This is a genomic window from Streptococcus wuxiensis (assembly GCF_040888245.1).
GTDB classification, from domain to species: Bacteria; Bacillota; Bacilli; order Lactobacillales; family Streptococcaceae; genus Streptococcus; species Streptococcus wuxiensis.
Genome location: NZ_JBFNFE010000007.1, coordinates 14,998 through 27,778, shown reverse-complemented (window position 1 = coordinate 27,778; position 12,781 = coordinate 14,998). Strand labels below are relative to the sequence as shown.

At 42.1% G+C, this 12,781-nt stretch carries 12 protein-coding genes; 3 read left to right on the top strand and 9 right to left on the bottom strand.

The genetic code is table 11. The features are described 5' to 3' along the window. Nucleotides 1-4 precede the first annotated feature (4 nt). The 4 genes from AB2B47_RS07845 to AB2B47_RS07830 form a co-directional block, all read right to left on the bottom strand. Nucleotides 5-709, bottom strand: coding sequence for an MIP/aquaporin family protein (locus tag AB2B47_RS07845; RefSeq protein WP_320694028.1), 705 nt, complete (start codon nucleotides 707-709; stop codon nucleotides 5-7). Nucleotides 710-779: 70 nt separating this feature from the next. Next, on the bottom strand, nucleotides 780-2,606 hold the full coding sequence (gene glpO, locus AB2B47_RS07840) for a type 1 glycerol-3-phosphate oxidase (protein WP_320694027.1): 1,827 nt from the start codon (nucleotides 2,604-2,606) through the stop codon (nucleotides 780-782). Nucleotides 2,607-2,647: 41 nt separating this feature from the next. Next, a complete protein-coding gene (glpK, locus tag AB2B47_RS07835) occupies nucleotides 2,648-4,156 on the bottom strand; it encodes a glycerol kinase GlpK (protein ID WP_320694026.1) in 1,509 nt (502 codons plus the stop codon). A gap of 156 nt (nucleotides 4,157-4,312) precedes the next feature. Further along, nucleotides 4,313-5,740, bottom strand: a complete 1,428-nt coding sequence (locus AB2B47_RS07830; RefSeq protein WP_320694025.1) for a helix-turn-helix domain-containing protein — start codon at nucleotides 5,738-5,740, stop codon at nucleotides 4,313-4,315. A gap of 164 nt (nucleotides 5,741-5,904) precedes the next feature. Here AB2B47_RS07830 and hslO point away from each other — a divergent pair, with 164 nt between their 5' ends. Together hslO and dusB are read left to right on the top strand one after the other, a co-directional pair. Beyond that, nucleotides 5,905-6,777 carry an Hsp33 family molecular chaperone HslO gene (gene hslO, locus AB2B47_RS07825; RefSeq protein ID WP_320694024.1) on the top strand — a complete coding sequence of 291 codons (873 nt, stop codon included), beginning with the start codon at nucleotides 5,905-5,907 and terminating at the stop codon, nucleotides 6,775-6,777. Then, nucleotides 6,764-7,744: a tRNA dihydrouridine synthase DusB gene (dusB, locus tag AB2B47_RS07820; protein WP_185761865.1), complete on the top strand. Its 981-nt coding sequence runs from the start codon at nucleotides 6,764-6,766 to the stop codon at nucleotides 7,742-7,744. Before hslO ends, dusB begins: the two co-directional genes overlap by 14 nt. A 47-nt stretch (nucleotides 7,745-7,791) precedes the next feature. Here dusB and AB2B47_RS07815 read toward each other — a convergent pair whose 3' ends face one another. Together AB2B47_RS07815 and AB2B47_RS07810 are read right to left on the bottom strand one after the other, a co-directional pair. Continuing rightward, complete coding sequence (locus AB2B47_RS07815) at nucleotides 7,792-8,478, bottom strand: YoaK family protein (RefSeq protein WP_036757999.1); 687 nt, start codon at nucleotides 8,476-8,478, stop codon at nucleotides 7,792-7,794. Between the two features lie 120 nt (nucleotides 8,479-8,598). Then, nucleotides 8,599-9,294, bottom strand: coding sequence for a hypothetical protein (locus tag AB2B47_RS07810; RefSeq protein WP_036757974.1), 696 nt, complete (start codon nucleotides 9,292-9,294; stop codon nucleotides 8,599-8,601). 285 nt (nucleotides 9,295-9,579) lie between these two features. On the opposite strand from AB2B47_RS07810, the gene AB2B47_RS07805 reads away from it, so the two are divergent. Further along, nucleotides 9,580-9,810, top strand: a complete 231-nt coding sequence (locus AB2B47_RS07805) for a hypothetical protein (RefSeq protein WP_320694023.1) — start codon at nucleotides 9,580-9,582, stop codon at nucleotides 9,808-9,810. 197 nt (nucleotides 9,811-10,007) lie between these two features. Here AB2B47_RS07805 and AB2B47_RS07800 read toward each other — a convergent pair whose 3' ends face one another. The 3 genes from AB2B47_RS07800 to AB2B47_RS07790 are packed head-to-tail and all read right to left on the bottom strand — an operon-like array spanning nucleotide 10,008 to nucleotide 12,627. After that, the gene (locus AB2B47_RS07800; RefSeq protein WP_320694022.1) at nucleotides 10,008-10,781 is read right to left on the bottom strand and encodes an NUDIX hydrolase; all 774 of its coding nucleotides are present in this window, start codon (nucleotides 10,779-10,781) and stop codon (nucleotides 10,008-10,010) included. Nucleotide 10,782: 1 nt separating this feature from the next. Further along, the gene (gene pnuC / locus AB2B47_RS07795) at nucleotides 10,783-11,559 is read right to left on the bottom strand and encodes a nicotinamide riboside transporter PnuC (RefSeq protein WP_314945140.1); all 777 of its coding nucleotides are present in this window, start codon (nucleotides 11,557-11,559) and stop codon (nucleotides 10,783-10,785) included. Between the two features lie 9 nt (nucleotides 11,560-11,568). Further along, on the bottom strand, nucleotides 11,569-12,627 hold the full coding sequence (locus AB2B47_RS07790; protein ID WP_320694021.1) for an AAA family ATPase: 1,059 nt from the start codon (nucleotides 12,625-12,627) through the stop codon (nucleotides 11,569-11,571). Nucleotides 12,628-12,781 lie beyond the last annotated feature (154 nt).

Below are 12,781 nucleotides of genomic sequence, written 5' to 3'. Positions count from 1 at the left end.
TATCTTAGAAAAGTGAAAATACGAGAACTGCTAGGGCTGCACCGATAACAGGTCCCACAACTGGAATCCAAGCATAAGACCAGTCTCCATCGCCTTTGTTTGGAATTGGCAAGATACTGTGCATGATACGAGGTCCAAGGTCACGCGCAGGGTTCAAGGCACAACCTGTTGTCCCACCTAGTGATAGACTAATACCGGCAATCAAAGTCCCCACTGCAAAGGTGCCGATACCTGCCTGAAAATCATAAAGCCCCAAAGCAAAGATTGTCAATACCAAAACAAAGGTGCCAAGGATTTCACTGATTAAGTTAGAAACTGTATCCTTGATGGCCGGTCCAGTACTGAAGGTTGCCAGGATATTGCCTGCATTTTCTTCTGCCTCATAATGCGGTTTGAATTGCAACCAAACCAAAATCTGACCCAGCATAGCCCCTGCGAACTGAGCTAGGATGTATGGGAAAACGGAAGCCCAAGAGAGCGTTCCTTTTAAGGCCATCGCAAACGTTACAGCTGGATTTAGGTGGGCTGGGCTGAGCGTGCCAGATACAAAAGCCGCAACGGCTACAGCAATTCCCCAACCCATAGAAGTCACAATCCAACCTGCATTGTTGCTCTTGGTTTTAGGAAGAACCACACCTGCAACAACACCATTTCCTAGAAGAATCAGGATTAAAGTCCCCAAAAATTCTCCAAATAATTCTTTCATCATATCGTTGTCTCCATTTTAAAGAAGGAGAGGGAAGGCAAGGAAGGCTTGTCTCCCTCTCTTCTAGTTTTTCTTAATTTTTCAATGCCGCTAGATCGTTGTTAGCAAGGGCTGCTTCAACATCCGCACGGTAAGCTGCTTTTTCTTCATCAGACCAGTCATAGAATCGTCCCATTTCATCCAGAACTGGCTCCACAATGCTATCCAAACTATCACGCATAAAGAGCATGTGGTTGGTACGGCGAAGGAGAAAGTCAACTGGGCTCAGAGCCAACTCATTGCGCATTGCATAGTGAAGGGACAAGGTATCTGCCAAGCTGAGTCCGGGCGCTTGTTCCAAGCTGTGAGCAAGAGCAAAGACTTTCGGTGCATTTGAACCGTAGAGATTTGCTAGGTAATGAGCTTCCTTGCTATCCAAGCCACGTGACACTCCAAGTTGAGCAAAGGCTTCAATTTCTGAGTCCACATTTGCTGGGTTCAATTCTCCACCTGAAACAGGATAAGTCTTCGAGTTGATGAGTTTAAAGCTGCGGTCAAATTCTGCTTTGAGAATGTCAACCACGCGCTCCATAGCCCCTTCAGCCATCTTACGGTAGTCTGTGATTTTACCACCAGCAAGGGTCAACAGGCCATTGTCATCACGATCCAAGCTCGAACCACGAGAAACTGCAGATGGATCCAAATGTTTCTCAGAAGTACTGCTTTCAAGCTTGCTGACAGCAGACTCAACATCTTCACGCGTTTTTTCTTTAGAAAGATAAGATTCAACAGTCGCAATCAAGTTGTTAAAGCTTTCATCGCTGATGGTTCCGTTATTTCCTCCATTGTAGTCAGAAGCGCTATTGCCTGCGATCAATGGACGAAGACCTGCCCAGCTACTTTCGATATCATCAATGGTAATGTTTGCTTCTGGGAAGCGGTTGTTGACAATGCCAAGTAGATAATCTACATCTTCCTGAGTCACTTTTGGATGTTCCAAATCGCCTGTGTAGTCTGTATCGGTTGTACCAAAGTAAGTCTTGTTTTCACGTGGGAGAACAAAGACCATACGACCGTCACCCAAACTAGTGTCAAAGTAAACTGGCTGTGAAACCTTGATCTTGCTTGAGTCCACTACCAAGTGAACTCCCTTAGTTGGACGCATTTGTGAGAATTGTGTTCCCTTATTAGACAAATTACGCACCTTGTCGCTCCAAGGACCTGTTGTGTTAATCACCAGACGCGCCTTGATTTCAAAGACTTGGTCTGTCAAAAGATCACGAGCTACAACACCTGTAATTTTGCCACTTTCGTCAAAGAGGAAGCCTTCTGCTTTAACGTGGTTGGCAATGAGAGCACCGTCTTGGTTGGCACGTTTGATATTTTCAATCACGAGACGCGCATCGTTGTTACGGAAGTCAAGATAAACTCCACCTCCTACCAAACCTTCTTTCTTCAAGTTTGGCTGGCGTTCCAAGACTTCTTCTTTGCTCAAAACCTTGTTTGCAGCAGGCGTATTGTTAACCCCTGCCAATAGGTCGTACAAGTCCATGGCTACTTTGAGACGGAAAAGGCTAAATGTTGCTCCATCCTCGTCGTAAACTGGCAAGAGCATTGGATCTGGTTTTGGAATATGTGGAGCGACTTGTTGAACCACCGCACGCTCAGAAACTGTATCTGATACCACTTCCACGTCGAATTGTTTGAGATAACGTAGACCTCCGTGGACCAATTTTGTTGAACGGCTAGATGTTCCTTCTGCGAAGTCCTGCATTTCAATCAAACCAGTGTCAAGACCACTGGCTGCTGCCTGCAAAGCTACACCAGCTCCTGTAATCCCGCCACCAATAATCAAGAGATCCAAGGTGCGTTCCTGCATTTTTTTAATTGATAATTCACGTGTTTTCTTTGAAAATTCCATATTTACACACTTTCTATCTGAGTCACTTTATTCTTCCAATATTAGTCATCTACTTCCGCAAAGACTTGAGTTGCTTTCACAGCCTTCTTCCAGCCCTTATAGAGTTGTTCCTTACGAGATTCGTTCATCGATGGTTCGAAAAGTTCTCCTGTCTCGTTCAAGAGTTTCAACTCATCCAAGTCCTTCCAGTAGCCCACTGCCAAACCAGCTAGGAAGGCTGCACCTAGGGCAGTTGTTTCCAAGTTTTTAGCACGGGCAATATCGATTCCCAAAATGTCAGCCTGGAACTGCATGAGGAAGTTGTTCATGGCTGCACCACCATCTACCTTCAAGACTTGGATAGCTGTCTGAGCATCCACTTGCATGGTGTCGATGATGTCACGTACTTGATAAGCGATAGATTGCAAAGTCGCCTTGATAAAGTCTTCTTTAGTTGTTCCACGAGTCAAGCCAAAGACAGATCCTCGAGCGTTTTGGTTCCAGTATGGTGCCCCTAGACCTGTAAAGGCAGGTACGACATAGACTTCGTCATTATTGTGAGAATTAAGAGCATATTTTTCAGACTCTGGTGAGTTTTCCACCATGCGAAGACCGTCACGAAGCCATTGAATGGCACTTCCTGCGATGAAGATAGAACCTTCCAAAGCATAGTAAACCTTGCCGTTAATACCATAACCAATCGTTGTCAAAAGGTTGTTTTCAGACAACTGCATTTCTTCACCAGTGTTCATGATGATGAAGGAACCAGTTCCGTAGGTATTTTTAACCATACCAGGATCAAAAGCCAACTGACCAAAGAGGGCTGCTTGTTGGTCACCTGCCATACCAGAGATTGGCACTTCTCCACCGTAGAAATGGAATGGAGCTGTCTTGCCATAGATTTCAGAGTTAGAACGAACTTCTGGAAGCATAACCTTAGGAATATTGAGGATTTCCAAAATCTCATCATCCCATTTAAGATCCTTGATGTTATAGAGCATGGTACGAGCTGCGTTTGAGTAGTCAGTTACGTGAGCTGCGCCGTCAGTCAATTTCCAAACCAGCCAAGTATCAATGGTACCAAAGAGCAATTCACCCTTTTCAGCTCGCTCTTGAGCGCCTTCTACATGGTCCAAAATCCAGCGAACCTTGGTAGCAGAGAAGTAAGCATCGATGATTAAACCAGTCTTTTCATGGAATTTTTCCACATAACCTTGGCTTTTTAGTTGTTCAGCCAGAGGAGCAGTTTGGCGTGATTGCCAAACGATAGCATTATAGATAGGGAGCCCTGTTTTCTTATCCCAGACGACAGTTGTTTCACGCTGGTTGGTAATCCCGATGGCTTCGATTTGACTTGGTTTCACACCACTTTCGATGAAAGCACCCGCGATAACTGACTGAACAGAGTTCCAAATTTCATTGGCATTGTGCTCTACCCAACCTGCTTGAGGGAAAATCTGAGTGAACTCTTTTTGGCTGGAGCTGACCTTTTCTCCTTTTTTGTTAAAAATGATGGCACGAGAACTGGTAGTTCCTTGGTCAATAGCCATGATGTATTTTTCTTGTGACATGTGCTGTCCTCCTGATAAAATCTTGAGGGGGTTCCTCTTTACAGTAACTAGTATACAAAATAAAGCGCTTTCTTGTCTATCAATTTTTTTAAAATTTTAAAAAAAAGTGAGGAGATTGTGCGAATTTCACAAAAAAGACCTGAAAAATCAGGTCTTTTAGGCAAATAGCATCTGACGGATCGTAGCTAAATCTTCGATGTCCAAATCATTTTTCAAATAGTAGACAGGTGTTTGTTCTTTCTTATGGATAGGGTTATTTGTAACCAGCAAGTCATAATGACGAGTACGGTCATAGGCTTCGATGGTAATGAAGCGATTGTACTCCAAATATCGTTTTAAAAGGGCTGACATTCTCGAAAAAACAAGGAAGCCTGCTGTTAGATCTAGCCCTATTCTCAGATGCTTGCCTATATTTTCTGCCATATACTCCATCAACTGAAGCCATTCCCAAATGATTTTTTTATCCAGATCCGTCCCCTGATGAAAGGCAGGTAGAGCATGAAAAATCTCCTCTGCCGTTCCCCTAAAATCATGTTCCATCAGCAAATAAGGATGGCGATGCTCTATCTGATACTTGTATCGATCTTGCAAGATATAGCCCTTGTAGAGATAAACTTGACCACAAAGCTGACTGAGTTCATAGGTGACATGGTCCTCTGTATAACCGCCCAGTAACTCTTCCTTCTTCATTTCTTGAATCAATTGCGTCAACAAATCTGCCAACTGCCCTCCAAAACCAAGAATATACTCCATAGTATGAAGAGGAAGAATACGATGAGAAAGGAGAAATGAAAAGAATATCATCATCTCCCCATCTTCAGTTCCTAGAGGAATGTGCTGGCCACCAAAAAAAGAAGAAGCCTTGCCAAGTAAACGAAGGTAGAAAATATTGTCAAAATACCCCTGCATTTTTTCTTCTATAACCTGAAATTGACAGGCGTTAACCCGAAGGCGCTGTTGACTGATATGAGTCCAGAGAACCAAGTCTAATTTCTGACCCGAAGACAAGCTGGCACCGCAGATTTCTTCTAGGGTAGCAATATCCTGCTTTCTCTCCGCTTTCTGCATATGACTTTCCCACTCCTGACTGGACCAGACCTTGCGGAAAAGGCAGAAATAAAAGTAACGAATCTGATGCTCTGGACCTCGCCAACGACCATTTTGGATGGATAAGTCAAACTCTGACAAAATATGATTCAAGCTAGACAAATGGCGACCAAACGTGGCCTCGCTAATCATTAATTCTTGAGCCAGTTGATGGGCTAGGAACTGTTGGTGATAGAGAAGGTAAACCAAAATTTGGTACTTAATGGCATTGTCTAGAAATAAGCTCCGAATCTCTCTCCCCTTTGTGGCAGTACCGACAGACAGACGCAGGCTTTCATCATCCAAGTGGATGGTCAGCTCTAACCCTCTTTCTAAAGCATTTTCGTTAATTAGAGAGATATACTTGGTTAAGGTCGCCTTTGAAAAACCTGTTTCTTCCATGGCTTCCTTGACGGTTGTCTGCGAATCTTGTAATAAAAAGGAAAGGACTAAAAATTGACCAGATTCGGCTTTTTCCATCAAATCACCTAAATACATTTGTTACCCCTTTCATTTTCTCCTTCAAGAATAGCATAAATCTTTCAAATGCTGAAATAATCTGTTTCTCATTTTATTTTAAAGCTGATTTCCTCGTCATTATTCCTCAGAAACAGCAAACACACCACTCCCTCTTTGGGCATTTTTATGCTAAAATAGTAGCTATGGATAAAATTATTAAAACTATATCAGAAAGCGGAGCTTTTCGTGCTTTCGTTCTTGACAGCACGGAAACCGTCCGCACTGCTCAAGAAAAACATCAAACTCAAGCCAGTTCAACTGTTGCACTTGGCCGTACCCTTATCGCCAGCCAAATTCTCGCTGCCAACGAAAAAGGAAATACCAAGCTAACCGTCAAGGTTCTTGGAACTAGCTCCCTCGGTGCCATTATCACAGTTGCAGATACCAAGGGTAACGTCAAAGGCTACATTCAAAACCCTGGTGTTGACATCAAAAAGACTGCAACTGGTGAAGTCCTAGTTGGGCCTTTTGTCGGAAATGGTCAATTTCTAGTGATTACAGACTATGGCACTGGAAATCCCTATAATTCTATGACGCCTCTTATCTCTGGAGAAATCGGTGAAGACCTAGCTTTCTATCTTACAGAAAGTCAACAAACGCCTTCAGCAGTTGGCCTCAATGTTCTTTTAGACAAAGACGACAAGGTCGAAGTTGCAGGTGGTTTCTTGCTCCAAGTATTGCCAAATGCCAAAGAGGAAGAAATCGCACGTTTTGAAAAACGAATCCAAGAAATGCCTGCTATCTCTACACTTCTGGAAAGCGATGACCATATTGAAGCCCTTCTCAAAGCAATCTATGGTGACGAGCCCTACAAATGTCTGTCCGAAGAAGAAATTCGTTTCCAATGCGACTGTAGCAAAGAACGCTTTATGGATGCTCTCGCTAGCCTCCCAAGCTCAGATTTACAGGAAATGAAGGATGAAGACCACGGGGCAGAAATCACTTGTCAATTCTGCCAAACAACTTATAACTTTGATGAAAACGACCTGGAGGAACTCATTCGTGACAAATCTTAATACACCTTTTATGATTGGGAACGTCGAGATCCCAAACCGGACGGTCCTTGCACCCATGGCCGGTGTGACCAACTCGGCCTTCCGTACCATTGCAAAAGAACTTGGAGCTGGGCTTGTGGTCATGGAAATGGTCTCTGACAAGGGAATCCAATACAATAACGAAAAGACTCTTCACATGCTTCATATCGATGAAGGCGAAAATCCAGTCTCTATCCAACTTTTTGGTAGTGATGAAGACAGTCTCGCACGCGCAGCAGAATTCATCCAAGAAAACACCAAGACCGATATCGTCGATATCAACATGGGCTGTCCTGTTAACAAAATCGTGAAAAACGAAGCTGGGGCTATGTGGCTCAAGGATCCCGACAAGATCTACTCTATCATTAACAAAGTTCAATCAGTCCTTGATATCCCTCTCACTGTCAAAATGCGTACAGGCTGGTCTGACCCATCCCTAGCAGTTGAGAATGCTCTAGCTGCTGAGGCTGCAGGAGTCTCTGCCCTTGCCATGCACGGACGGACCCGGGAACAAATGTATACTGGACACGCGGACCTTGAGACCCTTCACAAGGTTGCCCAAGCTCTGACAAAGATTCCATTCATCGCTAACGGTGACATCCGCACTGTCCAAGAAGCCAAACAACGTATCGAAGAAGTCGGTGCTGACGCTGTTATGATTGGACGCGCAGCTATGGGGAATCCTTACCTCTTCAATCAAATCAATCATTACTTTGAAACAGGAGAAATCCTGCCTGATCTGACCTTCGAAGACAAGATGAAAATCGCCTACGAGCACTTGAAACGCTTGATTGAACTCAAGGGAGAAAAGGTTGCTGTCCGTGAATTCCGTGGACTGGCTCCTCACTACCTTCGAGGCACATCTGGAGCTGCTAAACTCCGTGGAGCTATTTCACAAGCCAGCACTCTGGCTGAGATTGAAGCCCTCTTGCAATTAGATAAAGCTTAATCTTCTATCTCACAAAAAAGGCAAAGCTCAAAAAGAGCCTTGCCTTTTTATATATTTTCATCTTGCAAATCTAGTTGCTTCACTCTAGCTATATAGTAGGACATAATCAAAAATAAATTGAAGCTGACAATCCAAATAGACCATTCATGGAAAAAATGCATCGATACAGCCAAACTAATTGCCCCCACTACAAAACTCCCTACAACAATCCCATAGTTTAAGGCTTGACGACGATATTCTTGGATGTTTCCTTCTCCCCTAGTTATGCGATACAAAGCGGTCAACATCTTTCGGTAATTTCCAGAAGTCATAAAAATGACATAAGGATGATCTTCAATCAAACTACCCGTAAATGTTAGCATCATCATACCTGTTCCAAAAGCAATAAAAGGAACTTCTAGTAAGGGAAATCTCGAAAAGAAGGGCAGAAGAAGAGTTCCAATAAATAAGGGAAGCAGCATCTTAACCCGCCAATAGGCTGTTTTACGATATTCCTTCACGTGTAAGGAAAAAACAAATCCTAGGGAAAAGAAAATAATGGAGCAGAATCGCAACATGGTATTGATAACATGTGAATCGTGCCAATCTGATATCAGTAGGAGAATATTCCCTGTCTGTGTAGCTACCAAACTATGGTACTGGATATGACAAAATACATCCAAAGAACCACCTATAAAGCCAAGGAGCACTCCCATGAGTCGTGTGTTTTGAGGTAAAATTAATTTATCTGCCATTGATTTACCACTCATTCCTCTTTGATGCATTTATTATACCACTTCTCTTTGAGAAATTAAGTGAAAAACAGTCAGACTACTCTTTGTAGAACTAAGTCTAGACAAGACTTGAGGGTCTTTCTATGGTTGAATCAAGACAACACTAGAAACTGTTCCATCTGCTCCTGTTGTAATTTGGATGATTTTTCCACCACCAATTTTGGCATTATATTTACCATCATCAAGAGTATAGGCATAGCCTCGGATAGAGTAGTTTTCTTTCTTGCCATCAACAGATTCTACTGTAAATTGACCACCTGATGAGACAGTGATAGTCTCGCCATTGGCACCCTTCCAGCTTCCTGCTGCTGCTGAAAAATCACCATCGACCATGGTTAAAACGCCTTTGTAACGTTTATTGTGTTCTGCCTGCTTGTCTTGTAATTTGCGGTCAGTCGTTGGGTCATAAGTTGACTGGCTTGCTTGATTAGATTGACTTTGTGAAGCTTGCTGATTAGAAGATGGTTGAGATGGAGTTTCCTGTTGCTGAGGAGCTTGGGGAGTTGGTGCAGCTTGGTTGGATTCTTGATTCTGAGTTGTAGGACTTGAAGCTTGTTCAGAGGAAGATTTAGCTTTTTCTGAAGTCGTAGTACTTGTTGAAGCTTTAGTTTTACTTTCTTTGTTTGAAGAACTTGCCTTTGAACTTGACGTGGTTTGTGTTGTTTTATTTGCATTGTCGTTTTTAGCTTCTTCTTTTTTATTACCACATGCTCCTAAAAGCAAAGTTGAAGCCAATACGGCTACTGCTAGTAAACGAATTGAATGTTTTGTTTTCATGATGCGCCTCCTGTGTAATCTTTTTGAAATGTTGTGAAATACTTCTGTAACATTATTGTAATATTTGTTTTTAAATCTGTCAACTATTTATCTAAAATTTTTTAGAATTATTTTTTAGTACATTTATTTTCTTACTCCTCCTATATCTTTTATTCGTAAAGAATTTAAAAAAAAACAGGAAAATTTTTCCTACTAAAAATACTATATTTTACAAGTGTAATCGCTTGCATTTTTTTCTTGAAGGGCTATAATAAAATTGAAATAGGATATTGGAGGTGTAGGTTTATGTCAAAGAAATATTACAAATATCTTCCCTGGTTGATTATTGGTGCTTTCTCTTCTTATGGGGTTGCTACTCATTACGCTCAAACAACATTTGATTTGTTCTACCTAACTGCCATTTTCATGATTGTCTACGTGGCTTTATTGTATTTACACGAACATTATTTAAAATATAAATACAAAGATTTATTCATTCGAATCATGAGAAATCCTAATAAAGATAAACATCCTTAAACAAAAAGAGGTCGAGAAAATCCCGACCTCACTTTTTTATGACTAATAAGTCTTTGAAACGATGGCTGAATTGACTTTTGATACAAACTTTATTTTCTCCATTCTCAAGCTCAACCAGTCATCGGACTTGTTAAAACTTCTCAGGACTGAAACTAGGAAACCAAGACTTGAGCTATCGATTTCTGCTCCCAAATTTTTTATTTCAATCGATAGGTTTTTCTTGGTTTCTTTTTAGGCACTCGTTTGACCCCAACTTCTTCTACATACTCACCGTATTTTACGAGAAAGTTATTGCTGACGATTGGTCGTCCTGGGTTGATGAGATTGACTAATTCGGTTCCTTCATAGACAGTGAATTCCTCCTCTAGCAGATAGAGAAAGGTCGGATTCCAGTCAAGACGCCCCTGGATTCGTTTAATAGACTCTTGGATAATGGCATAATGGTCAAAGGCGAAGGCTTGCTCGTCCAGCTCCACTCCCTCTAGGAAGCACTTACCCGTCTGAAAATCAACATCGACAAAAACCACATCCTTGGCATCATCACCAGCTTGAACGAGATCAAGTACGCGGCTAGGTAGATACACCAAGTGGGCGATAGTAACCGTCCATCCCCGCGGATCACGACCTGGAGTAGATACTGTCATCAACTGTTCGATTTTTTCCAAAGGAAGGTCAAGGTTAACCTCCTCTCTCACTTCACGCTGACAAGCATGGGCAGCATCTTCCCCTTTATCCATAAAACCACCGACCAAAGCCAAACAGTTTTGATAAGGATGGGACTTGCGACGAATTAGCAAGAGTTTGATTTTCCCTTCCACAAAGCAATAAGCTACCATATCCACCGTCACGCTCGGTTTTTCATACTGAGGAAGTTCCTGTTTGTAGTACCAGTCTAAAAATTCCTTCTCAGTCGCATGAATCTCAAAATATTCTCTCTCTGTCATTCCAGCCGGGATTATCGTTTCAGCCATCTTATCCCTCCTTGACAGCCTTAGTCCATTGGTACCAACCGACTAGACTATTGAGGGTGTAGACCCAGTACATCCCTTGGATATGGATGTTTTCACCCCACCAGAGGTAAATACTAAAGAGATTGGTTGCAATCCAGAAAATCCATTGCTCACGGTAAAGACGTGTCATCAAGAGCTGACCAACACCATTGGTCGCATCGGTAACACTGTCACGGAAAGGACGAGCACTGCTGATACTTTGGTAGGCTAATCCCATGCCAATCCAGATGATAGCAGTCAAGGCCAAGTACTTGAGCCAATCAATCAGACCGAGTTTCTTAGCTTCAAAGTGAGACTCCTCTGGTCTTCCTTGCTCATTGATCCGATTAGACAACCAAGTATAGAGTCCAATAGGCTGCATGACAAAGAAATAAACTGTTGTCAAAACTTCACCGTAGAAAGTCGCATTCATAGCTAAGACCAAATAGATTGCGGAGTTAATAGCTCCAAAAAGGTAGTTACTAGCTCGACCTTCAGCTACTAAGATAACGCAGACAATCCCTGTCCAAGAGGCCAAGAGACCGATCCAGTCATGACTTTCTGTGTTTTGTGTAAACTCCAGAATAAGAGGAACACTTGATAAAGCAATCAAATAGAGCCACTGGAAAAGACTACGGCCCACAAAGAGGTCTTTCCAAATCAAACGCATAACTCCTGCAAAACCAATTTTACGAGCTTCCGCGTGAACATTTTTAAAGTTTTCAATAAATCGTGTGATTTTTTCAGTTATTTTTTTCATTTTCTTCTCCTAATCTGCTTGGTAAATGGCATCAATAGCTACTTTTGCTGCTTCATAATTTCCTAGATAGTCATCAGCTAGATAAACATGAGGGATATTGCCTAGATATTGCTCCCTCATCATATCCAAATGCTGAGAAAAACTTTGACGGATATGATCTTCTGCCATGGTCATGTCGCGAAAACCATCATTGACATAAGAGCCAATAGGTTGCACAAAGAGGATTAAATCCCACTTTTCCTTGGCTACGATGGAAACAAAGAGATTATCAAAGGTCTCTACGGACAAGTCCTCCTGCTCTTCGCTTTCCATGTAGTAATCGTAGTAGCCCTTGGTTACTAGTGAGTTGGTATCTGCAATGACTAGGCCTCGATTGGCATTGCTATCGATTAACTTGGAAGTTTGATCATATTGGCCCAAAAGAAGGTAATAATAATCTTTGGGGGTAAGCTCATCATCTCGGACATTATTTTTTATCTGATACTCACGAGCATACTCCAGACTGACTGGCGCGTCATAAAAGCGAGCTAAATCCTTGGCTAGAGTTGTTTTACCATTACTAGCACTTCCCATAATCAACACTTTTTTCGTAAACTGACGGCGGAAAGGTTGAGCGATATATTTCCAATATTTGCTTGGATTTTCACGAATCATGCTAGCCGAAATTCCAAATTTTCTTCCCTGTAGAACAGTCTCGAAACCACGTTCTGACAATTCTTGTTGGTATTCGGACTCTCCTACAAAAAAGATGAGCTCCTCACCATTCTGGTCATAGGAAATGGCCTGCAACATCTGATCCAACCACTCCTGCCAGCCCATCGGATAGCGTGGAATATTGGTTTCGTCAAGTTTACAAACAGAGGTCAACTCATCATCTCGAAAAGCTTCACGAATATAGCGAAATCTCTTTTGTAGTGTAAGCCCTACCTGTTCACCACGATCTCCCTTATAACCTGAAACTACCACCCAGACCTGATCACACTGACGCTTTGCTCGCTGAATTAGATCGATATGCCCCTGATGGAGAGGGGCAAAGGTACCAAAAACAACCGCTATACTCTTTTTCATATCTGTTTAACCTTTTTATAAATTTTTATATTTTGTATTATACTCTGTCTTGTTATGTTTGTCAAGACTTTTTTATTATTTTTTATAAAAACGTTGCCACATGATATTAATTTTATAACTTGATATACAAAACTTGAGCAGGAGAATTCTGTTT

Coding starts and splice junctions, on each gene's coding strand:
- AB2B47_RS07845 (WP_320694028.1), bottom strand. CDS start 709: ATGATGAAAGAATTATTTGGAGAATTTTTGGGGACTTTAATCCTGATT.
- glpO (WP_320694027.1), bottom strand. CDS start 2,606: ATGGAATTTTCAAAGAAAACACGTGAATTATCAATTAAAAAAATGCAG.
- glpK (WP_320694026.1), bottom strand. CDS start 4,156: ATGTCACAAGAAAAATACATCATGGCTATTGACCAAGGAACTACCAGT.
- AB2B47_RS07830 (WP_320694025.1), bottom strand. CDS start 5,740: ATGTATTTAGGTGATTTGATGGAAAAAGCCGAATCTGGTCAATTTTTA.
- hslO (WP_320694024.1), top strand. CDS start 5,905: ATGGATAAAATTATTAAAACTATATCAGAAAGCGGAGCTTTTCGTGCT.
- AB2B47_RS07815 (WP_036757999.1), bottom strand. CDS start 8,478: ATGGCAGATAAATTAATTTTACCTCAAAACACACGACTCATGGGAGTG.
- AB2B47_RS07810 (WP_036757974.1), bottom strand. CDS start 9,294: ATGAAAACAAAACATTCAATTCGTTTACTAGCAGTAGCCGTATTGGCT.
- AB2B47_RS07805 (WP_320694023.1), top strand. CDS start 9,580: ATGTCAAAGAAATATTACAAATATCTTCCCTGGTTGATTATTGGTGCT.
- AB2B47_RS07800 (WP_320694022.1), bottom strand. CDS start 10,781: ATGGCTGAAACGATAATCCCGGCTGGAATGACAGAGAGAGAATATTTT.
- pnuC (WP_314945140.1), bottom strand. CDS start 11,559: ATGAAAAAAATAACTGAAAAAATCACACGATTTATTGAAAACTTTAAA.
- AB2B47_RS07790 (WP_320694021.1), bottom strand. CDS start 12,627: ATGAAAAAGAGTATAGCGGTTGTTTTTGGTACCTTTGCCCCTCTCCAT.